The organism is Pseudomonas sp. TMP9 (assembly GCF_037943105.1).
Classification (GTDB): Bacteria; Pseudomonadota; Gammaproteobacteria; order Pseudomonadales; family Pseudomonadaceae; genus Aquipseudomonas.
Map to the genome: position 1 here is coordinate 325,307 of NZ_CP149803.1, position 21,057 is coordinate 346,363.

The window sequence follows — 21,057 nt, forward strand, 5'->3', positions numbered from 1 at the left end:
GTTTAAAATTGCGTTTGGTAATTTTTGATGGTCTGCCATCTCTGATAGCCACCCTACGGGCCGTCGCTGTGCGATGTTAGAAATTGCTCCCGGCAATTTTTGATGGCCTGCCCTCCCTGGCAGCCACCCTGCGGGCCGTCGCTGCGCGACGTTAAAAATTGCTCCCGGCAATTTTTTCTACGCTTAGTATGCGGTTTCTAATTTTCATCGGTACCTTGCTCCTAAGCCTGCATCCCGTGGGCGTTTCCTCGAAACACTTAGAGTGAGGTGCACCATGTCTAAAGTTGCCGTTAAAAAGAAAGTTGTCGTTGAAGAAAGCACCGGCGTGCTGAGCGACGCTAAAGTTTACGCCCGCAAAATCTGGTTGGCAGGTCTGGGCGCATACGCCAAAGCCGGTCAGGAAGGCTCTGAGTACTTCAAGGACCTCGTCAAAAGTGGCGAAGGCGTTGAAAAGCAGGGCAAAAAGCTGGTTAACCAGCAAGTTGATGCGGCTAACAGCCAGATTGACAGCGTTAAGAGCACTGTCACCACCAACGTCAGCAGCGTGAAAGGCAAGTTTGAAGTGCAGCTCGACAAAATCGAGAAAGCCTTCGATAACCGTGTAGCAAGCGCACTGAACCGCCTTGGCATTCCGTCCAAGCAGGATGTTGAAGTACTGTCTGCTAAGCTGGATCAGTTGAGCGCGTTGCTCGATCACGTCGCGCGTACCAAATAAGGAGATCAGCACAATGGCCGTTAAAAAGAAAACCGAAAAGCAAACCACTTCCTGGATTGGCGAAGTAGAAAAGTACTCGCGTCAAATCTGGTTGGCGGGCCTGGGCGCTTACTCCAAAGTCAGCAAGGACGGCAACAAGCTGTTCGACACGCTGGTTAAGGATGGCGAGAAGGCTGAGAAGCAAGCCAAAACCGAAGTTGATAAGCAAGTCGGCGCCGTGAAAAGCACCGTGAACACTACAGTGGACACGGCTAAGTCGCGCGTTGATGAAGTTAAAGACAAGGCGATGGGCAAGTGGGGCGAGCTGGAAGAGGCTTTCGACAAGCGTTTGAACAATGCCATTTCGCGTCTCGGCGTACCAAGCCGCAATGAAGTGAAAGCGCTCAACGCTAAAGTTGAAACTCTTACCAAGCAGATCGAGCAACTGACCGGCGTTTCGGTTAAGTCGGTTAAGTCTGCGGTCAAGAAAGTAGCGGCCAAGCCTGCTGCAAAAGTGGCGGCTAAGCCGGTTGCTAAGCCCGCCGCCAAGCTAGCGGTAAAAGCGCCTGCCAAGCCTGCTGCCAAAGCTGTCGCTAAGCCAGCCGCGAAGCCGGCTGCTAAACCAGCCGCTAAGCCTGCTGCTGCTAAGCCAGTTGCACCCGTAGCTGCAGCACCTGCTGCAGTTGCGGCGCCCGCGGCACCGGTAGCGCCTGTCACTCAGTCGTAAGACTAAGCTGCAGTCAAAAACGCCCAGCCTTGTGCTGGGCGTTTTCGTTGATGCGCGCGTTTAATCTTCTAAGTAGCGCTGCGCCAAATGTTCAGCGGCGTAACGTGGTTCCTCAGCCAGATGCGGCGCCACCAGCATCATCACTTGGTACACCACCAGGCGACTCTCGCCGTCACGGCCGATGATGCGTTGGTAGTCGAGTGAGAACAGCAGGGTTAGGGTGATTTGCTCGACCAGCTGACCCAGCGCTTGGGTATTGCTTTGCAGCTGACCATCGATTTGCAGCCGGGCCAGCAACTCTGCCAAGGTGCGCTTGAGGTTATTTAGCCAATGACGCATGCCACGTTCCAGTTTCGGTAGGCGGCTGGTCAGGTTGGACAAGTCTTGGAACAGAAAGCGGTAGTGGGCTAAGCGCTCGACAATTAAGTGCAGAAACAGCCAATAATCTTCTACATCCAACTGCACATCGTCTGGCGGCGATAGCAGCGGGGCCAGCTCTGCTTGAAAACGCTCGAACAGGCCGAGGATCAGCGGCTCTTTACCGTGGAAGTGGTAGTACAGATTGCCCGGACTGATACCCAGTTCGTTGGCTATTTCTAGGGTGGATACATTGGGCTCGCCCTTCTGATTGAAAAGCAGCAGGGCACATTCAAGGATTCTGTCGCGGGTCTTCATGGGTTCTTCTTATTGTGTCCGCAGAAAATCTGACCGTGCTTACCTGCATCAGGCGGCGGTCAGTTTGCTCACGCCGAGGTCATTGTTTTAGCGCACATGCACATAGGTACCGGGAGCCGCTTGCATGGCCGGGTAGTGTTGGTTACCTAAAGCCATAAGGGTGTCTTTCTGCTCGCCTGAGCGTGCCTGTAGCCAGTCCAGCCATAGCGGCCACCAACTGCCTTGCACGTGTTCTGCAGCGTGGTACCAGGCGCGTGGGTCGCCGGCCAGCTCAGGGTTTACTAGGTAGTTAGATTTGGGGTTACCCGGCGGGTTGAGAATGCTCTGAATATGCCCGCTATTGGACAGGACAAAACGTCGATTACCGCCCAGCAGCAGTGTCGAGCGATATACCGCATCCCACGGCGTGATGTGGTCGTTAATACCGGCGATGCTAAAGCTGTCCACCGTCACCTTGCTCAGGTCGACCGGCGTGCCACAGACTTCTAAGCCGCGCGGATGGGCAAGCGGGTTGTGCTTGAAGAAGTCGATCAGGTCGCCATGCAACGCCGCCGGTAAACGGGTGTTGTCGTTGTTCCAATAGAGAATATCGAAGGCCGGCGGTTGCTTGCCCAGCAGGTAGTTGTTGATCCAATAATTCCAGATCAGATCGTTAGGACGCATCCAGGCAAACACCCGTGCCATGTCGCGCCCATCCAGTACGCCCTGTTGATAGGAGCGACGTTTGGCCGCCTCCAGCGTCAGTTCGTCGGCAAACAGCATGGCTGGGCTGTCGATCTGGCTGTCCAGCAGGCTGACCATGTACGTGGCGCTGGCCACTTTGTGCAGTTGCCGTTTGGCCTGCAAATGGCCCTGCAGGGCAGCAATGGTCAAGCCGCCGGCGCAGGCGCCGAGTAGGTTGACGTCCTTGCTGCCGGTGATGTCGCGGCAGGTGTCGATGGCGGCTTCCAGGGCCTGCACATAACTCGACAAGCCCCATTCGCGGTGGCGTGGATCGGGGTTGCGCCAGCTGACGACGAACGTTTGCAGGCCGTTTTTGAGTGCGTACTGGACGAAACTCTTCTCGCTGGAAAGATCGAAAATATAGAACTTATTGATTTGCGGCGGCACGATCAACAGCGGTTTGGCGTACTGTTTTTCACTCATGGGCTTGTACTGGATGAGCTCCAACAACTCATTGCGAAACACCACAGCGCCACTGGTGGCCGCCAAGTTACCACCCACCTCAAACGCATGTTTATTCACTTGGCTGGGCATGCCGTTGTTGTTCAACAGATCATCAAGCAGGTGGCGCATGCCCTTGAATAAGCTACTACCGCCGCTGTTGAGCAGTTCCTTGATCACTTGCGGATTAAGTGGCGTGTTAGACGGCGCCAGGGCATCACCCAGCAAGGTGGCCACAAAGCGTGCACGGGCGCGGTCGTCTTCGCTTAGGTTGCTTTCATCGATCCAGCTGTTCAGCTGCTTCTGACAAGCCAAATAGCCTTGCAAGCTGCGGCTGTAGAATGGGTTATCCCGCCAAGTCGGATCGGCAAAACGCAGGTCTTGCGGGTTAACCTTGAACGGCTTATCGCCCAGCAGCACGCGGCCCAATTGGCCGCCTAGGGCCAGTGCATGACGGGCGGTGTGCACGGGTTGCTTAAAGCCCTGTAGGGCCAAACCGCGCAGTGTAGAGAGCAGGTCACGACCGCGCAGACCCACCACGGCGTTTTGGCCATTCATCACATTGCTGCGAATAGGCAGGGTGCGTTTAGCGGGCTGGTCTCGCATTGGGCAACACTCCGTTGTCAAACCATGAGACATCAAGGTTGCTAGCGCAGCAGCAAGGCTTGTACCAATGTTCGCCAGCGCCCTCTAGGCTGCTGTTCGCGGGCTTTTAGGTAATACAGCGTGCCCGAAAGTGGGTCAAGCATTCAGTCAAAGGCACAGCGCCAGTGCGCAGGGTTATTCGCGCGGTTAACTGTGCGTGCGTGCCGGTTGTGGATGCATGACCGCGCGCTGACGTTCCTCTTCCAGGAATTTCATGATGATCGGCGCAACAGCTTCCGCACGAGTCACTAAAAACAGGTGACCATCGTCGATCACATGCAGTTCTGAATTAGGGATGCGCCAAGCCAACAGGCGCATATTCACCAATGGGATCAACGGGTCATCATCACCGGCCATGACCAAGGTTGGTTGGCGGATCTTGTGTAACCAATGGATGCTGGTCCAACCAAGGCCGGCGAACAGCTGCCAGTAGTAACCCATCTTGCCGCCTGAACGCACTTTACTGGCATGCGCCAGGGCCAGTTTCGGGTCGCGGCGGAATGCGCCACCGTAGATTTGCGGAGCGATTTGCACGCCGTAAGATGGCTGCACATAGCGCCGCGGGCTGGCCATGCACCACAGCACCTTGGGTTTGCCGGGCACCATGACTGCGCCGGCCGAGGTGGCGGCGAGAATCAGCTTCTTGCAGCGCTCCGGGTAGTCATGGGCGAACTGCTGCGCCAAGGCGCCGCCCCACGACACGCCAATCGCGTTGACTTGGCCATAGTCGAGGTAATCGAGCATGCGCGCCGCCAGTTTAGCCAACCCTGGGAAACGATACGGCGTGCTGGGCGTGGACGAGCCGCCGACGCCGGGCACATCGAAGGCAATCACTTCAAGGTTTGGATCAAGGGCGCGGACAAACGGCATGACCAGCTCTAAGTTGGCGCCGATGCCATTGAAAATCAGCAGCGGCGTCATCGTGCCGTTGCCGGGGCGAACAGCGGTGCGGAGGGTCTGGCCGTCCAGTTCGATGGTGCGAAATACGAAAGGTAGCGACATGCGCAGAAGCCCTAGTCAGTTAAAACGCTGAAGCAGACCCTCCGGGTCTTTTCCAGAAACGCCAGGGCGAAGCCTGGTTCGCGACACCTGTTCAACTGAGCCGGTGGGCGAGCGGCACATCCAGTGCCGCGGGCAGTGTTGCGCAGTGCGCAGGAGGTTAACGTTCGTGCACGTAAGTACCGGGAGCTGCTTCGCCCGCCGGGTATTTTTTGTTGCCCAAATGGCTCGGCGCTTTTTTCTGCTCACCGGAACGCTGGCCGAGCCAGGTTTGCCAATGCAGCCACCAAGAGTCGGCGTGCTTGGTCGACGTGGCTTGCCACGTTTTCGGGTCCGCATGCATCTGGGTATTGGTCATATAGCGCGCTTTCGGGTTGCCCGGCGGGTTAAGGATGCTTTGGATGTGCCCGCTGTTGGACAGTACAAACTCAACATTGCCGCCAAACAGGTTGGCCGATTTGTAGCAAGACTCCCACGGGGTAATGTGGTCGGTGGTACCGGCCAGGCAATACAGGTCGCTGGTGATCTGTTTGAGGTCGATCGGCGTGCCGCAGACTTCCAGTGCGCCCGCGCGGATCAGCGGGTTGGAGGTGAACATGTCAATAAACTCGCCGTGCAGTGCCGCGGGTAGGCGTGTGGTGTCGTTGTTCCAGTGCAGGATGTCGAACACCGGCGGCTCGTTACCGAGCAAATAGTTATTAACCCAGTAGTTCCAGATCAGGTCATTGGGGCGCATCCAGGCAAATACCTTGGCCATGTCTTTGCCTTCGAGCACGCCGGCTTGGTAAGAGCGGCGCTTGGCCATTTCAAGGCTTTTCTCGTCGGCGAATAACGCCACATCAGTTTCCAGGCGATTATCCAGCACGCTCACCAGCAGGGTCAGGGCATGCACCTTCTTCTCGCCAAGGGCGGCGTAATGGCCGAGCAGCGAGGTGGTGGTGAGACCGCCGGAGCAGGCGCCGAGCATGTTGATATCTTTGCTGCCGGTAACGGCGGAGACCACATCAATGGCTTCTTTCAATGCCTCGATGTACGTCGACAGGCCCCATTCACGGTGCGCCTTGGTCGGGTTGCGCCAGCTCACCACGAAGGTCTGAATACCGTTGCGCAACAGGAAGCGCGCCACGCTCTTTTCTGGCGATAAATCGAACACATAAAACTTGTTGATCTGTGGCGGCACCACCAGCAATGGACGCTGCTGCACTTGCTCGGTGAGCGGCTTGTACTGGATCAACTCCAGCAGGTCGTTACGGAAAATCACCGCACCCTCGCTAGTGGCGAGGCTTTTACCGACTTCGAAGGCATTCATGTTGACTTGGCTGGGCATGCCGCCGTTATTGACGATGTCTTTGGCCAAATGACCTAGGCCGTCAAGCAGGCTCTTGCCGCCGGTTTCAAAGAAGCGCTTGACGGCCGCCGGGTTGGCCATGCTGTTCGTGGGCGCCATGGCCTCGGTCATGAGGTTGATCACGAAATGGCCACGGCTGGCGTCCTGTTCGGACAGGTTGCTGTGCTCGATCCAGTCGTGCAGTTCTTTGCGCCAGGCCAAATAAGTCTGCAGGTAGCGGCGATACAGCGGATTCTGGCTCCAGGCGGGATCAGCAAAGCGGCGGTCACCGTCGTTCGGGGTGAGGTCGGATTGGCCGAACATCACATTCTTCAGCTCGATGCTGAAGTGGGCGAGGTGTTTGGCGCTATGCAACGGTTGCTTGAGCGCTTGTTTGAGCACGACGCGGGCCGAGCTCAGCAAATCTTTGCCACGGATACCGATGACTGGGTTGAGCCCCAGGGTGTTCTCGGAAGCTTGCAGCTTAAGGTCATCATTATTCTTATTTGTCATCTACAACGCTCCATTGTCCTGAGACGAAATACCGGCGTATTGCTGTGCACGGCGACACAGGGCTAGAACCCATCCAAGTCTATTGCGCTAAGGCCTGCTGCGTTAAAAAAAGGCCGGAATGCGGGGCATCAGGTACTCATGTACAGGGAGTACACGAACCAAGCCCGTTGCCGATCTTTTTCTACCCTGCATGGCGCTCGCTCGCGAAACTTTAAAACAGGTTATGCGGGCCGGGTATTGCCCGGATTACCAAGGGCGGATCGCTCCGCAATTTTTGCCGTTGATGGCGAGGCCCGCAACGGCAAAACTTCCAGCTACTTGGTTACCCGAGTTTATCAATTTGTGCAAGTGAGCCGCGATTCTGCCCAGCGCTGTAAGAGTATGCAGAGAAGGATTAGAAAATGCGCTCTAACCGGCCATAAACCTCTGACTAGAGCGGTTTGATCAGGATGAGGCAGTGGCCTATGACGCGCCAAGGGTCGGCGAAAACAGTTGCGCCACAGTCAGAATCTAAAAGGCTGGCGCTTAGGCGTGTCAGAGCATCAACTTGACCCGGCTTTCGTTGGGGTCACGAGATTTTCCGGCGGCACTCAAGGTGGCGAGGTAATCGTTCCATAGCTCAGTTTGGCGCAATGCCAGTTGCTCAAGGTAATCCCAGGTGAACAAGCCACTGTCGTGGCCGTCATCGAAGCTCAGCTTGAGTGCGTAATTACCGGCGGGCTCGATTTTGCTAAGGCCAACACCGAGCTTGCCGGTTTGCAGGATCGGTTTGCCGTGGCCCTGTACTTCTGCCGAGGGCGAGTGCACGCGCAGGAACTCAGCCGGCAGGCTGTAGATCTCGTTATCTGCGTAGTGCAGTTCCAGAGTTTTCGAGACTTTGTGCAGTTTGATGGCCGTGGGGATGCGCATGCTCGATTCCAGAGGCGGCGTAGCCCGGATTGCATCCGGGCTAAGGGGAGGGAGTGGTTACAGAATATAGCGCGACAGATCTTCATCCTGGGCCAACTCGCCAAGGTGACTGTTGACGTAGGCCGCGTCGATCACGATTGGCGTGCCATTCTGCAGGCCAGCCAAGTCGCCGGCGCTAAAGGAGACTTCCTCCAACAGGCGTTCAAGCAAGGTGTGTAGGCGGCGCGCGCCGATGTTCTCGGTCTTCTCGTTAACCTGATAGGCAATCTCGGCGATGCGCTTGATGCCCTCGGCGACGAACTGGATACCCAGCCCCTCGGTGTTCAGCAGCGCCGCGTATTGCTCGGTGAGCGAGGCGTGCGGCTCGGTGAGGATGCGCTCGAAGTCTTCTGGGGTCAGGGCTTTCAGCTCGACGCGGATCGGCAGACGGCCTTGCAGCTCGGGCACCAAATCGCTCGGTTTGCTCAGGTGGAACGCGCCGGAGGCGATAAACAGAATGTGATCGGTTTTCACCATGCCCAGCTTGGTGTTCACCGTGCAGCCTTCGATCAGTGGCAGCAGGTCGCGCTGTACGCCTTCGCGGGATACATCGGCGCCGCTGGTGTTGCCGCGCTTGGCCACCTTGTCGATCTCATCGATAAACACGATACCGTTCTGCTCGACGGCCTCCAGGGCCTGTGCCTTGAGTTCTTCTTCGTTGACCAGGCGCGCGGCTTCTTCATCGCGCACCAGCTTCAGGGCTTCCTTGACCTTGAGCTTGCGGCTCTTCTGCTTACCCTTACCCATGCTGGAAAACAGGTTTTGCAGCTGGTTGGTCATCTCTTCCATGCCTGGCGGGGTCATGATTTCGATACCGGCCGGGGCGTCGGCCACTTCGATCTCGATGTCCTTGTCGTCCAGCTGACCTTCGCGCAAGCGCTTGCGAAACAGCTGGCGGGTGTTGGAATCGTTGCTTGGTGCTGGGTCTTCGTTAAAGCCCGCGCGCGCTGGCGGCAGCAGGGCATCGAGGATGCGTTCTTCAGCGGCATCTTCGGCGCGGTGGCGAACTTTGATCATCTCCTGCTCGCGCAGCATCTTAATCGCCGCATCGGCAAGATCACGGATGATCGACTCTACATCGCGGCCGACATAACCCACTTCGGTGAACTTGGTCGCTTCCACCTTGATAAACGGTGCATTGGCCAGCTTGGCCAGACGGCGGGCAATTTCGGTTTTGCCGACACCGGTTGGGCCGATCATCAGGATGTTCTTCGGCGTCACTTCAGCCCGCAGCTCGAGTGGTAGCTGCATGCGCCGCCAGCGGTTGCGCAGGGCGATGGCCACGGCGCGCTTAGCGTCGTCCTGACCGATGATGTGGCGGTTAAGCTCGTGAACGATCTCGCGGGGCGTCATGGACATGCGGCGTACTCCAGAAAAGACCGCTAATCAGGGTGTTTAAAGCGTCGCGAGCGACGGTCAGACAAGGCGAAAGGAGGCGAGGAAGCGGAGTTTACGTCTGTAAATGAGCATTCCGAGCCTGCTTTAAACGCAGCATGGCCGAGCGCAGCAGCTTTAAACGGTCTGATCGGCGCAGTCTTCTTCTTCGATAGTTAGGTTTTGGTTAGTGAAGACACAGATGGAGCCGGCAATGTGCAGCGCGGTTTCGGTGATTTCACGGGCGCTCAATTCGGTTTTCTGCAGCAAGGCCATGGCGGCGGCTTGGGCGAAGCCGCCACCGGAACCCATGGCAATCAGGCCGTGTTCAGGCTCAACCACGTCACCGTTGCCGGTGATAATTAACGAAGCGTCTTTGTTGGCCACGGCCAGCATGGCTTCCAGCCGGCTTAGGGAGCGGTCGGTGCGCCAATCTTTAGCCAGCTCGACGGCGGCGCGCACCAGATTGCCCTGGTGTTTCTCCAGCTGGCCTTCAAAACGTTCAAATAGGGTAAAGGCATCGGCGGTGGCGCCGGCGAAACCGGCCAGCACTTGGCCGTGGTACAGGCGGCGAACTTTTTTCGCGTTGCCTTTCATCACGGTATTGCCGAGGGATACTTGGCCGTCGCCGCCCATGACGACTTTGCCGTTGCGGCGCACTGAAACGATGGTGGTCAAGGGGAGCGTCTCCACGCAGCGGGGCGAAAATGCCCAATGCTGATGAAGTGGGGGCAGCGCTGGCTGGCTTCAAGCCCTAGGCAGTCTGCTGTCCGACAAAAAACTCATCGAAGACTGCCCAAGGCCTGCAATCGCTGAATTTATTGCGCTTGGCGCTGCTGTAACAGCAGGTTGCTGAAACCGCTGGCAGCCAGAGACTTCTGCGCGTTGCCGAGCTGTTCGCGCGTGGCGAAGGGACCGACCAATACGCGGTGCCAGGTTTCTTCGCGCACCGTGCCGGACTCCACCTGCACGCTTTGCCCGAGCAAGATCAGCTGTGCGCGCAAGGTGTCAGCATCATCTTTGCGGCGGAACGAGCCAGCCTGCAGGAAAAATTGCGAGGTGACTGGCCCTTTAGCGATGACGGGCGGTGGCGGTGGAACTTCACCGTTAAGCGCCGCCTGAGCGCGGGCCGCGTCAATTTTTGCCGCTTCCTCTGGCGTAACGGGTTTTTGCGCAGGTGGCACAGGCGGTTCTATGGCCTGCTGCGGCAGGATGACTTCCGATTCGGGCAGCAGGGTGTAGAAATCATATTTGGGCTTGGCCGGCTCGCTGCTGGCGGGCTTAGCCGCTGCTGCTTTATTGGCCTGCTTGACGCGCGCCTCTTCAACTTTATTGCGCTTGATTTCATCGCGACCTGGTTCGAGGCTGAACAAAAACACCATAAAGCCGCCAATCACCAGGCCGCAGACCAGCCAGAACCAACCCGGCACCGGTTTTTTCGCCGGGGCTTGGTAGCGGCTGGCGCCGCGTTTAGGGGCCGGTTTTTTCTTGGCAGCCACTTACATGCGCTCCAGTGTTTCCAGACCGAGCAGTTCCAGGCCCTGCTTGAGGGTGCGTGCGGTCAGCGCAGCCAGGCGCAGGCGGCTGTTGCGCACGGCCTCATCCTCGGTGGAAAGGATCGGGCAATTCTCGTAGAAGCTGGAGAACAAGCCGGCTAGGTCATACAGGTAGGCGCAGAGCAAGTGCGGCTCACCTTTGTCAGCAACGCTGCTAAGCACTTCATTGAATTGCGCGAGTTTGCCGGCCAGCTCGATTTCGTGGGTGGCCTGCAAATCAAGCGTGCCGGCGACCTCATCAAAGCCCTTGCCCAGTTTGCGGAACACGCTGGCCACACGGGTGTAGGCGTACAGCAGGTAAGGCGCTGTGTTGCCCTCGAAGCTCAGCATCAGCTCGAAGTTGAAGCGGTAGTCGCTGGTGCGGTGCTTGGACAGGTCGGCATATTTCACCGCGCCAATGCCCACGGCGCGGGCGATCTGGCGCAGCTCTGCTTCGCCCAGCTCAGGGTTCTTACCCTTAACCAAGCTGTAGGCGCGTTCTTCGGCTTCATCGAGCAGGTCGACCAGCTTCACCGTGCCGCCGTCGCGGGTCTTAAATGGACGACCGTCGGCGCCGTTCATGGTGCCGAAGCCCATGTGCTCCAGTTGCATGCTGGCGGGGACGAAGTCGGCCAGGCGCGCGGCGGTGAAGACCATCTGGAAGTGCAGGGCTTGGCGCTGATCGACGAAGTACAGGGCGCGGTCGGCTTTTAACACGCCCGCGCGGTAACGGGTGGCGGCCAAGTCGGTGGTGGCGTAGAGGTAACCGCCACCGGCTTTCTGCACGATCAACGGCAGCGGGTTGCCCTCGGCATTGCTGAAAGCCTCCATAAACACGCACTGCGCGCCGTCGCTTTCGCTGAGCAGGCCCTTGGCCTTGAGGTCAGCGACTACGTTGGCTAGGTCGTCGTTGTAGGCACTTTCGCCTTTGACGTCGGCCATGGAGAGCTTTACGCCCAAGCGATCGTAGAGCGCCTGGCAGTGGCTCAGGGAAATATCGTTAAAGCGGTGCCACAGGCGCAGGCATTCAGCATCGCCGGCCTGCAACTGCACCACCAGCGCGCGGGCGCGCTCGGCGAACTCGGCGGACTCATCGAAACGTTTTTTCGCCGCGCGATAGAAGCCTTCGAGGTCAGCCAGCTGGCTGTCGACCGCCGCTGGGTTCTCCTGCATGTAGGCCAGCAGCATGCCGAACTGGGTGCCCCAGTCGCCCACATGGTTCTGGCGGATCACCTCGTCACCGAGGAACTCCAGCACCCGCGCCACACCGTCGCCGATGATGGTCGAGCGCAGGTGGCCAACGTGCATCTCTTTAGCCAGGTTGGGGGCCGAGAGGTCGACCACTACGCGCTGTGCAGCGCCCTGTTTGCGCACGCCAAGCGTGGCGTCGGCGAGCAGAGCATCCAAGCGCGCGGCCAACGCTTGGGTATTTTGATAGAAGTTAAGGAAGCCCGGGCCGGCGATTTCGACCTTAGTGATGCCCGCGTCAGCCGGCAGTGCGGCAATTAGCTGTTCAGCCAGCTCACGCGGTTTCAGGCCGGCGGGCTTGGCGAGCATCATGGCGATGTTGCTGGCAAAGTCGCCGTGAGTTTTGTCTTTGGTGTTCTCCACTTGAATGGCCGGGCTCAGGCCTTGCGGCAGCACGCCGTCGGCGGTGAGGCGGGTCAGGGCGTGCTGAATCAGGTGGCGAATGCTGTCTTTCATGGTCTGCTCGGTCGGCCGACGGGCGGCGGCGCACAATGGCGCTGGTTGAAAATTGCGCATTATCGACGCGCTTCGCTTGTCGCTTCAAGCAGCGCGTGGTTTCCACCGGCTAAAGGCCAGCGCGCTGCTGTGTAGCCCGGATGAAATCCGGGACCCGTCGGCACCTACAAAGCGGCTCCTGGATTGCATCCGGGCTACGGTTGATCGCGCTGACTAGGCAGAGCGCTGCGAGGTTAGACGCGCCGCGGCGTTGCCGGCCACGTAAAAAGGCGCCGTGCTACGCGGCAAAGAGCTGCGGCCGCGGATTTTGTCGGCAATCTTCTCGGCCATCATGATGGTCGGTGCATTCAGATTACCGGTGGTAATCTGCGGCATGATCGAGGCATCCACCACGCGCAAGCCTTGCACGCCATGCACTCGGCCTTGGCCGTCAACTACTGCCAGAGCGTCTTCACCCATCTTGCACGAGCCGCATGGGTGGTAGGCGGTTTCGGCGTGTTCACGGATGAAGTCATCCAGTTGGGCGTCGGTTTGCACGTCCTGGCCGGGGCTGATCTCGCTGCCGCGATAAGGGTCCAGCGCGGATTGCGCCATGATTTCACGGGTGATGCGGATGCCGTCGCGGAACTCACGCCAGTCCTGCTCGTGCGCCATGTAATTGAAAAGGATGCTCGGGTGCTGGCGCGGGTCCTTGGATGTGACCTGAATGCGACCTCGGCTGGGCGAGCGCATGGAACCCATGTGCGCTTGAAAGCCATGTTCATTAACCGCGTTGCTGCCGTTGTAGTTAATCGCTACCGGCAGGAAGTGGTACTGGATGTTCGGCCACGCGAAATCCGCGCTGGAGCGGATAAAGCCGCCAGCTTCAAACTGGTTGCTGGCGCCGATGCCCTTGCCGAGGAACAGCCAGTTGGCACCAATCATCGGCTGATTCCACCATTGCAGTGCCGGGTACAGCGACACCGGCTGCTTGCAGGCGAACTGCAGGTACACTTCTAGGTGGTCTTGCAGGTTCTGGCCGACGCCGGGCAGGTCGTGCACCAGTGGGATGTCCAGCTCGCGCAGCAGCGCTGCTGGGCCAATGCCTGAGCGTTGCAGCACTGGCGGAGAAGCAATCGCGCCGCTGCACAGCAGCACCTCGCGGCGCGCATTGACGGTGATTGGGGTGTCGTTGTCGCCCTGCAGATAAGCCACGCCGCTGGCGCGTTTGCCGTCGAACAGAATGCGGTCGGTGAGGGCGTGGGTGACGATGGTGAGGTTCGGCCGCTCGCGGGCCTGATCAAGGTAACCGCGTGCCGTGCTGGCGCGCCGGCCCTCAGGAGTCACGGTGCGGTCCATCGGACCGAAGCCCTCCTGCTGATAGCCGTTGAGGTCGGAGGTGCGAGGGTAACCGGCCTGTACGCCGGCTTCGATCATGGCGTGAAACAACGGGTTATTGCCGCTTTTAGGGGTGCTTACCGACACAGGGCCATCGCCGCCGTGGTAGGCATTGGCGCCGATATCGCGGGTTTCTGCCTTGCGAAAATACGGCAGGCAGTCCAGATAGCTCCAGTCTTCTAAGCCTTTTTCTTTGGCCCAACCGTCGTAATCCAGGGCGTTGCCACGGATGTAGCACATGCCGTTGATCAAGGACGAGCCGCCGAGCCCCTTGCCGCGTCCGCATTCCATGCGGCGGTTATTCATATGGGGCTCTGGGTCGGTCAAGTAGGCCCAGTTGTAGCGTTTGCCTTGCAGCGGGAAGGCCAGAGCAGCCGGCATCTGCGTGCGGAAGTCGAGGCGGTAATCGGGGCCGCCGGCCTCCAGCAGCAGCACGCTGACGCCTGTGTCTTCAGTTAGGCGGGTGGCCAAAACGTTACCGGCTGAGCCGGCGCCGATGATGATGTAGTCGAATTCTTGAGACATGGTCGTCACCTGTAATAGCGGGTCTGCGCAACCCGCAGGGTGGGTTAGGCGCAAGACCGGGCTTGGATATTCATCCGATCTTGGTGCGCCGTAACCCAGCGGGTTGATCGGGCGGGTGAGCGGGTCGGTTACGAGGCGTCTGCTTGCGCTGAGACTTCAGGCCTAGACGTTCGCGTCGCTAACCCACCCTGCGAGTAGGTATTTAGAACACCGAGGCGTAGTCGCCCATTTCGAGCTGCACTGATTTCAGGCGGGTGTAATGCAGCAGCGTGGTCAGGCCGTTTTCGCGGCCCACGCCTGACTGCTTGTAACCGCCCACGGGCATTTGCGCTGCCGATTCGCCCCACGTGTTGATCCAGCAGATACCGGCTTCCAGCTGGTGGATAACCCGGTGCGCACGGTTCAGGTCGCTGGTCACGACGCCGGCGGCCAAGCCATAGTCGGTGGCATTGGCGCGGCGGATCACTTCTTCTTCCGTGTCGTAAACCAGGATGCTCATGACCGGGCCGAATATTTCCTCTCGCACGATGGTCATCTGGTCTGTGCAGTCGGTGAATACCGTGGCTGCGACATAGGCGCCCTTGGCGTACTCGCCTTCGGTTACGCGATTACCGCCAATCAGCAGGCGCGCGCCTTCGTTGCGGCCTTTGTCGATGTAATCGAGCACGCTTTCCATGTGGGCCGTGCTGACCAGTGGGCCGAAGTTGGTGGCCTCGATCTGCGGGTCGCCAAGGCGAATGCGTTTGACCCGCTCCAGTACTTTGGCCTCGAAGCGCGCTTGCAGCATGCGTGGCACAAATACGCGGGTACCATTGGTGCAGACTTGGCCGCAGCTGTAGAAGTTGGCCATGACCGCGATATCGGCGGCGCGGTCGAGGTCAGCGTCTTCAAAGATGATCAAGGGCGATTTGCCGCCCAATTCCATGGTTACGTCTTTTAGTGACGAGCTGGAGGCGCTGGCCATGACTTTTTTGCCGGTCACGGTGCCGCCGGTAAAAGAGATTTTCTCGATGCCCGGGTGCTCGGTGAGCCACTGGCCCACCTGGCCGTCGCCGGTCAAGACGTTGAAGACGCCATCTGGTACGCCGGCTTCGCTGTAAATTTCCGCGAGCTTTATCGCCGACAGTGGCGTGACTTCACTGGGTTTGAAAATCATCGCATTACCGGCCGCCAAGGCTGGGGCCGATTTCCATAGAGCGATCTGGATCGGGTAATTCCACGCGCCAATACCGGCTACTACGCCCAACGGCTCGCGGCGGGTGTAGACAAAACTGCTGTCGCGCAGCGGAATTTGCTCGCCTTCGATGGCCGGAATCAGCCCGGCGTAGTACTCCAGCACATCAGCGCCGGTGACGATATCGACAGTGCGGGTTTCGCTCAAAGGCTTGCCGGTGTCGAGGGTTTCCAGCGCGGCCAGCTCATCGTTGCGCTCACGCAGGATGTCCACGGCCCTGCGCAAGATGCGCGAACGCTGCATGGCGGTCATCGCCGCCCAGACTTTTTGCCCGGCCTCCGCACTGGTGACGGCGCGTTCGACGTCAGCTTGGCCGGCGTGTTGCACCACGGCCAGTAGCTCGCCGTTGGCGGGGTTGAGGCTGTTAAAGGTGCGGTTGCTGCTGGCGGCGCTAAGCGCGCCGTGGATGTAGAGGGTTTGTTCGGGGAAGCGCGGCATGGTCGTTCCTCTCGTCGGTGAAGCGCGGACGTAAGAGCCGCCCGGCGCGGGGAATTAGCTAGCAAGCTTACTTTATTTTTATTGATCGTTCAATCAATAAAAACCAGTAGGTAAGCACAAACCCTTGCAGGGCGTGGCCTGCAGCGGTTTTTACCGCAGGGTTGCAATGGCTAACGGGCAGAGGTGCCCAGTTGCAAGTCAAGGTAATCACACGCGATGTTGGCCGCCTGCTGGGTGTCGAAGGTTTCCCCAGTCAGGGCGCCGCGCAGCCATAAACCGTCGATTAACGCCGCCAAGCCTCGCGCTGCTTGGCGCGCCTCAGCAGTGGGCATCGCGCGAAGAAACTGACTGCACAGGTTGGAGTACAAACGCTGGTCGTTAACCCGCTGCAAACGGCGCAGGGAGGGCTGATGCATGCTGCTGGCCCAGAACGCCAGCCAGGTTTTCATCGCGGCGCTGTTAACCTGGCTGCTGTCGAAGTTGCCTTCGATCATCGCGCGCAGGTGTAACCGCGGGCTGTCCTCTAACAGGGTGGCACGGCGTTCGCGCACCGCCACGTTAAGCGAGCGCATCAAGTGACGCATGGTCGCTTCAAGCAGGCCGTTCTTATCTTTGAAGTAATGGCTGATGATGCCATTCGACACCCCGGCTAAGCGTGCGATGTAAGCAATGCTGGCGTCACCCAGGCCGACTTGGTCGACGGCCTGCAAGGTGGCGTTAATCAGTTGTGAGCGGCGAATGGGCTGCATGCCAATCTTGGGCATTTGGCACTCCGTAAACAGGCGGTGGGTTGAGCTGCCAGCGTGCGCAGTCATGGGCGGCAGCCATTTTGCCACGTGCGATCGGCTTTTTCATGGATCAGGGTTAATGCGGGCGCTGCTGCAGTTGCGCAGTGTGATGGATTAAAAAACGGGCCTGCGCCCGTTTTTTTAATCAGCCGCCGGGGCGGTTTATTTCAGCCATTCGGCCACACGCTCTGGGTGCTTAGCGACCCAGTCTTTGGCGGCGGCTTCTGGCTTGGCGCCCTCACGGACGGCAAGCATCACCGCGCCAATTTCTGCGCTGTTCCAGTTGAACTTGTTGAGGAAGGCTACCGCCTCTGGCGCTTTGTCTTTCAGGCTCGGGTTAGCCACGGTGTCGACATGCTCAGCGTCGCCAAAGACGTTCTGTGGGTCGTCGAGAAAGCGCAGGTTCCACTTGGCGAACATCCAATGCGGTACCCAGCCCGGTACGACGATGGCTTTTTGCGATTTTTCGGCGCGTGCCAGCGCGGAGGCCATGGCCGGGCCTGAACTGCTCAGCAGTTTTAGGTCGAGTTTGTAGACCTTAATCGCCTCTTCGGTGCGCACCATGATGCCAGCGCCTGCGTCAATGCCGGTGATCTGCCCGTTGAAGTCTTTAGCGTACGTATTGAGGTCTGCAATGCTTTTGGCTTTGACATAGTCCGGGACCACTAGGCCGATTTTTGCGCCGTCATAGTTGGTGCCGAGGGTTTCCACCTTGTCTTTGACCTTGGCGTAATACTCGCCGTGGGTGACCGGCAACCAGGCGCTGAGGGTGATGTCGAGGTCGCCGCGGGCGACGCCATTCCACATGATGGCAGGCTCAACGGGCAGCATTTTGACGCTGTAACCCAGTTTGCTCTGCAGAATTTCTGCAGCCACATGGCTGGTGGCGACGCTGTCGTCCCAACCGTTAACGAAACCGATTTTCAGCTCTGGCTTGTCAGCGGCCATAGCGCTGGACATGCCCAGCGCCAGTGTGGCGACGCCGAGTGCTTGCAGGCAACGAGTCTTAAATATACGCATAATAAATGTGCTCCATTAGGTACACCGCTGGTGCAACGGCGGTGCGGGTTTGGCGGTACATACAGCAGCGCGGGCAGGCGTTGGCGCCTGCCCGGCGGACTTAGAGTTCGAGGTACTTTTTAACGGCGGCGGTGCCGTCTTTACCGTCATAGGTGGTCACGCCCTGCAACCACTGGTCGAGGATCTGTGGGTTGGCGCGGATCCAGTTTTTGGCGACGGTGGTGGGGTCTTCTTTTTGCAGCACTTTGTCCATCAGCTGGCTTTCAATTTCGACGCTGAATTGCAGGTTATTCAGCAGTTTGCCGACGTTGGCGCAGCGCGCCTCGTAGCCTTTAGACACCACGGTGTAGACTTTGGCCGCGCCATAATCGGGGCCGAACACCTCGTCACCGCCGTCTAGGTAGGTGATGTCCTGCTGGGTGTTCATCGGGTGCGGTGCCCAGCCAAGAAATACCACGGGCTGTTGCTTTCTTACCGCGCGTTGCACTTGCACCAGCATGCCAGCTTCACTGGACTCAACCATGCGGAAGTCGCCCAGCGCGTACTGGTTGTTCTCGATCATCTTCTCGATCAACAGGTTGCCGTCGTTACCCGGCTCAATGGCGTAGATTTTGCCGCCCAGTTGGTCTTTAAATTTGGCGATGTCCTGAAACGTTTTAAGGCCGGCTTCAGCTGCATAGGTCGGCACCGCCAAGGTGTACTTGGCGCCTTCGAGGTTGGCCTTGGGCAGCACTTTGACGCCGTCGTCTTTAAGGAATGGTTCAATCACCGCGTCCATTGAGGGCGCCCAGTAACCGAGAAAGACATCAATCTGACCTTTCTTCACGCCGGTAAATGCAATAGGCACCGAGGCCATGATTTTGCGCGGCTGGTAGCCCAGCCCTTCGGTCAGGGTCATGGCCACGCCGGTGGTGGCGGCAATGTCTGCCCAACCGATTTCCGCAAAGCGCACCTGCTTACAGCTTTCGGGTTCTTGGGCAAAGGCGGCCTGGGTCAGGGCGCAGCTGATCAGGGTGACGCCAGCAAGGCTTTTAATCGAATTCATGGCTAACTCCTTGAGCAAAAAATAGGGGGCTTATGAGCGTTGCAACTTGGCGTTGAGCCAAGCAAGCACGCCGGGACGATTAGCCCGTTGCGGGGTGCCGAAGCTTTCGGTGATGCGGTCGAGGATGATGGCCAGCAGCACCACAGCCATGCCGCTTTCAAAGCCCAGACCGATATCCAGGCGCTGAATACTGGCCAGCACCTCGTTGCCCAAGCCACCGGCACCGACCATCGAGGCGATGATGACCATCGACAGGGCCATCATGATGGTCTGGTTAACCCCGGCCATGATCGACGGCATGGCGTTGGGCAGCTGCACTTTGAACAGCAGCTGACGCCCCGTGCAGCCGAACGACTGGCCAGCTTCGACGATTTCTTTATTCACTTGGCGGATGCCCAAGTTGGTCAGGCGCACCGCCGGCGGCATGGCGAAGATCACCGTGGCGATAATGCCGGGCACCCGCCCAAGGCCGAATAACATGGCCGCCGGGATCAGGTAGACGAACGCCGGCATGGTCTGCATAAAATCCAGAATCGGCCGAATGGTGGTGGCCACCCGCTCGCTGCTGGCGGCCCAGATGCCCAGCGGGATGCCGATCAACAAGCTAATCAGAGTGGCGGAGAAGGTCAGGCCGAGGGTCACCACGGTCTGCTCCCAGAAACCGGTCATCACGATCAGTGCAAAAGAAATGCCGGTAAATACTGCGAATTTAACGCCAATGCGCCACAAGCCAAGGCCGACGATCATGGCAATCAGCAGCCACGCAGGCGGCCACATCAGCAGGTTTTCCAGCCCCTCGGAGAAGCCATTGACCACACTGCCAACGTTGTCAAAGGCGCCGCTGTAGTTATCCAGCAAGTATTCCACGCCGTCGTTAACCCAGGTGCCTAGGTCGATTATTTTCTCACTCATTGGATTCTCCCTGCAGGCGGCTCAGCAGGTTGCCCTTGCTGATAGAACCGCTGTATTGGCCGTCCTCGTCCACCACCGGCACCGGGCCGTCGGTGTCTACTACGCGTTCGATGATCTGCTCCAGTGACATGTCATGGGACAGTGGTTCGATCTGTTGCAGGGCATCGTTTTCAAGCGGTTGTACCGCGTAGCCGTTGACCATCAAGGCGATTTTTCCCAGGCTGATGGAGCCTTGGAACTCATTGTTTTCATTGACGATAAAGGCGTAATGCTGGTCTTGGTCCTGCAGGTCTTGGCAGATCTGTGCGGCATCCGGCGTTTCACCGTTGTGCCCATACAGCGGCACGGTGTCGGTCATCAACTGGCTGGCGGTGAGGTAACGGCTGGTGTCGACGGTGTCGAAGAAATTGCGCACGTAGTCGCTGGCGGGGTTGTCCACCAGCTCTTGCGGGGTGCCGACTTGCACCAGCTTGCCGCCTTCCATGATGCCGATGCGGGTACCAATGCGCATGGCCTCCTCAATATCGTGAGAGACGAAGATGATGGTGCGCCGATGCTCTTTTTGCAGGTCCAGCAACAGGTCTTGCATCTCGCGGCGCATCAATGGGTCGAGGGCTGAAAAGGCTTCGTCCATGATCATCATTGAGGGGTCTACCGCTAATGCGCGGGCCAGGCCGACGCGTTGCTGCATGCCGCCGGACAGCTCATGCGGGTACATATCGGCAAAGGTGTCCAGGCCCACTTGGGTGAGCACCTCCATGGCTTTCTCGGCGCGCTCTTTGCGCGGTACGCCGGCGACTTCCAGGCCGAAGGCGGCGTTATCGAGCACGCTCAGCGAAGGCATCAGTGCGAATGATTGAAAGACCATGCTCATGTCGCGGCGGCGCAATTCAACCAGCTCCGCTTGTTGCATCTTCGCCACGTTCTGGCCGTCGATGAAAACGTCACCGGCGCTGGGCTCAACCAAGCGGTTGATCAAGCGAATCAAAGTCGACTTGCCCGAGCCGGAAAGGCCCATCAGCACGAAAATTTCGCCTTCTGCAACGCTGAATGACACGTCACTGACGCCGATGACGGCACCCTTTTCCGCGAGGATGCGTTCTTTGTCCCAACCTTGTTTCAGCAGGTCGATGGCGTCTTGTGGGTGATCACCGAAAACTTTGTAGAGGTTTTCGACAACTATTTTTCCTGATGGCATGCAGTGTGTGTCCCTTCAAGGGGCCTGCTTCTATGCGCTGGGCAAATGCCGAGGCAATGACGAACAGCGCGCGCTGATAAAGGCGGGCGTGGCAGGCTTGAGTGGGTGTAGGCAGGGGCGGATATCGCGGCGGGGTGACGCAAGTGGCGTCGGGCACAGAGACGGCCTCGCTCCAGGTACGCAATGACCGTGGGCGAAACGCGAGAATGCTGGTG

17 protein-coding genes and 1 pseudogene are annotated in these 21,057 nt (G+C 58.7%); 2 read left to right on the plus strand and 16 right to left on the minus strand.

Features of this window, described 5'->3' with window-relative positions; translation table 11 throughout:
* Nucleotides 1–274 precede the first annotated feature (274 nt).
* Both WF513_RS01580 and WF513_RS01585 read left to right on the plus strand, forming a co-directional pair.
* The gene (locus WF513_RS01580; RefSeq protein ID WP_339081009.1) at nt 275–715 is read left to right on the plus strand and encodes a phasin family protein; all 441 of its coding nucleotides are present in this window, start codon (nt 275–277) and stop codon (nt 713–715) included.
* A 13-nt stretch (nt 716–728) separates the two neighbouring features.
* Nucleotides 729–1,376 (plus strand): annotated as a pseudogene (locus WF513_RS01585) (phasin family protein); the annotation flags it as partial.
* 105 nt (nt 1,377–1,481) lie between these two features.
* On the opposite strand, the gene WF513_RS01590 reads toward WF513_RS01585, so the two are convergent.
* The 16 genes from WF513_RS01590 to proV all read right to left on the minus strand — a co-directional run bounded on the left by WF513_RS01590 (nt 1,482) and on the right by proV (nt 20,842).
* Entirely contained in the window at nt 1,482–2,096 is a 615-nt protein-coding gene (locus WF513_RS01590; protein ID WP_339081010.1) for a TetR/AcrR family transcriptional regulator, read from the minus strand.
* 87 nt (nt 2,097–2,183) lie between these two features.
* Nucleotides 2,184–3,866: a class II poly(R)-hydroxyalkanoic acid synthase gene (gene phaC / locus WF513_RS01595; RefSeq protein WP_339081011.1), complete on the minus strand. Its 1,683-nt coding sequence runs from the start codon at nt 3,864–3,866 to the stop codon at nt 2,184–2,186.
* Between the two features lie 186 nt (nt 3,867–4,052).
* Nucleotides 4,053–4,907: a poly(3-hydroxyalkanoate) depolymerase gene (phaZ, locus tag WF513_RS01600; RefSeq protein ID WP_339081012.1), complete on the minus strand. Its 855-nt coding sequence runs from the start codon at nt 4,905–4,907 to the stop codon at nt 4,053–4,055.
* Nucleotides 4,908–5,064: 157 nt separating this feature from the next.
* Complete coding sequence (gene phaC / locus WF513_RS01605) at nt 5,065–6,744, minus strand: class II poly(R)-hydroxyalkanoic acid synthase (RefSeq protein WP_339081013.1); 1,680 nt, start codon at nt 6,742–6,744, stop codon at nt 5,065–5,067.
* Nucleotides 6,745–7,278: 534 nt separating this feature from the next.
* A complete protein-coding gene (locus WF513_RS01610) occupies nt 7,279–7,653 on the minus strand; it encodes a DUF971 domain-containing protein (RefSeq protein ID WP_339081014.1) in 375 nt (124 codons plus the stop codon).
* 57 nt (nt 7,654–7,710) lie between these two features.
* Nucleotides 7,711–9,051 (minus strand): HslU--HslV peptidase ATPase subunit, encoded by a 1,341-nt coding sequence (hslU, locus tag WF513_RS01615; protein WP_339081015.1) that lies wholly within the window; start codon nt 9,049–9,051, stop codon nt 7,711–7,713.
* Between the two features lie 153 nt (nt 9,052–9,204).
* On the minus strand, nt 9,205–9,744 hold the full coding sequence (gene hslV / locus WF513_RS01620; RefSeq protein ID WP_339081016.1) for an ATP-dependent protease subunit HslV: 540 nt from the start codon (nt 9,742–9,744) through the stop codon (nt 9,205–9,207).
* Between the two features lie 140 nt (nt 9,745–9,884).
* Nucleotides 9,885–10,565, minus strand: a complete 681-nt coding sequence (locus WF513_RS01625; RefSeq protein ID WP_339081017.1) for an SPOR domain-containing protein — start codon at nt 10,563–10,565, stop codon at nt 9,885–9,887.
* Nucleotides 10,566–12,305, minus strand: coding sequence for an arginine--tRNA ligase (gene argS / locus WF513_RS01630; RefSeq protein WP_339083370.1), 1,740 nt, complete (start codon nt 12,303–12,305; stop codon nt 10,566–10,568).
* Between the two features lie 213 nt (nt 12,306–12,518).
* Nucleotides 12,519–14,207, minus strand: coding sequence for a choline dehydrogenase (gene betA, locus WF513_RS01635; RefSeq protein WP_339081018.1), 1,689 nt, complete (start codon nt 14,205–14,207; stop codon nt 12,519–12,521).
* Nucleotides 14,208–14,409: 202 nt separating this feature from the next.
* Nucleotides 14,410–15,879 carry a betaine-aldehyde dehydrogenase gene (gene betB, locus WF513_RS01640; RefSeq protein WP_339081019.1) on the minus strand — a complete coding sequence of 490 codons (1,470 nt, stop codon included), beginning with the start codon at nt 15,877–15,879 and terminating at the stop codon, nt 14,410–14,412.
* A gap of 170 nt (nt 15,880–16,049) precedes the next feature.
* The gene (gene betI / locus WF513_RS01645; RefSeq protein ID WP_339081020.1) at nt 16,050–16,643 is read right to left on the minus strand and encodes a transcriptional regulator BetI; all 594 of its coding nucleotides are present in this window, start codon (nt 16,641–16,643) and stop codon (nt 16,050–16,052) included.
* A gap of 186 nt (nt 16,644–16,829) precedes the next feature.
* The gene (locus WF513_RS01650; protein WP_339081021.1) at nt 16,830–17,687 is read right to left on the minus strand and encodes a glycine betaine ABC transporter substrate-binding protein; all 858 of its coding nucleotides are present in this window, start codon (nt 17,685–17,687) and stop codon (nt 16,830–16,832) included.
* A gap of 100 nt (nt 17,688–17,787) precedes the next feature.
* Nucleotides 17,788–18,732, minus strand: a complete 945-nt coding sequence (locus tag WF513_RS01655) for a choline ABC transporter substrate-binding protein (RefSeq protein ID WP_339081022.1) — start codon at nt 18,730–18,732, stop codon at nt 17,788–17,790.
* A 30-nt stretch (nt 18,733–18,762) separates the two neighbouring features.
* Entirely contained in the window at nt 18,763–19,644 is an 882-nt protein-coding gene (locus WF513_RS01660) for a proline/glycine betaine ABC transporter permease (protein ID WP_339081023.1), read from the minus strand.
* Nucleotides 19,637–20,842 carry a glycine betaine/L-proline ABC transporter ATP-binding protein ProV gene (proV, locus tag WF513_RS01665; protein ID WP_339081024.1) on the minus strand — a complete coding sequence of 402 codons (1,206 nt, stop codon included), beginning with the start codon at nt 20,840–20,842 and terminating at the stop codon, nt 19,637–19,639. The genes WF513_RS01660 and proV overlap by 8 nt, the downstream gene beginning before the upstream one ends.
* Nucleotides 20,843–21,057 lie beyond the last annotated feature (215 nt).

Excerpts from the sequence above, each read along its gene's own strand:
- WF513_RS01580 (WP_339081009.1), top strand. The coding sequence starts at position 275 with ATGTCTAAAGTTGCCGTTAAAAAGAAAGTTGTCGTTGAAGAAAGCACC.
- argS (WP_339083370.1), bottom strand. The coding sequence starts at position 12,305 with ATGAAAGACAGCATTCGCCACCTGATTCAGCACGCCCTGACCCGCCTC.
- WF513_RS01590 (WP_339081010.1), bottom strand. The coding sequence starts at position 2,096 with ATGAAGACCCGCGACAGAATCCTTGAATGTGCCCTGCTGCTTTTCAAT.
- WF513_RS01610 (WP_339081014.1), bottom strand. The coding sequence starts at position 7,653 with ATGCGCATCCCCACGGCCATCAAACTGCACAAAGTCTCGAAAACTCTG.
- betA (WP_339081018.1), bottom strand. The coding sequence starts at position 14,207 with ATGTCTCAAGAATTCGACTACATCATCATCGGCGCCGGCTCAGCCGGT.
- WF513_RS01655 (WP_339081022.1), bottom strand. The coding sequence starts at position 18,732 with ATGAATTCGATTAAAAGCCTTGCTGGCGTCACCCTGATCAGCTGCGCC.
- WF513_RS01660 (WP_339081023.1), bottom strand. The coding sequence starts at position 19,644 with ATGAGTGAGAAAATAATCGACCTAGGCACCTGGGTTAACGACGGCGTG.
- phaZ (WP_339081012.1), bottom strand. The coding sequence starts at position 4,907 with ATGTCGCTACCTTTCGTATTTCGCACCATCGAACTGGACGGCCAGACC.
- phaC (WP_339081013.1), bottom strand. The coding sequence starts at position 6,744 with ATGACAAATAAGAATAATGATGACCTTAAGCTGCAAGCTTCCGAGAAC.
- betI (WP_339081020.1), bottom strand. The coding sequence starts at position 16,643 with ATGCCCAAGATTGGCATGCAGCCCATTCGCCGCTCACAACTGATTAAC.
- proV (WP_339081024.1), bottom strand. The coding sequence starts at position 20,842 with ATGCCATCAGGAAAAATAGTTGTCGAAAACCTCTACAAAGTTTTCGGT.
- hslU (WP_339081015.1), bottom strand. The coding sequence starts at position 9,051 with ATGTCCATGACGCCCCGCGAGATCGTTCACGAGCTTAACCGCCACATC.
- betB (WP_339081019.1), bottom strand. The coding sequence starts at position 15,879 with ATGCCGCGCTTCCCCGAACAAACCCTCTACATCCACGGCGCGCTTAGC.
- WF513_RS01650 (WP_339081021.1), bottom strand. The coding sequence starts at position 17,687 with ATGCGTATATTTAAGACTCGTTGCCTGCAAGCACTCGGCGTCGCCACA.
- phaC (WP_339081011.1), bottom strand. The coding sequence starts at position 3,866 with ATGCGAGACCAGCCCGCTAAACGCACCCTGCCTATTCGCAGCAATGTG.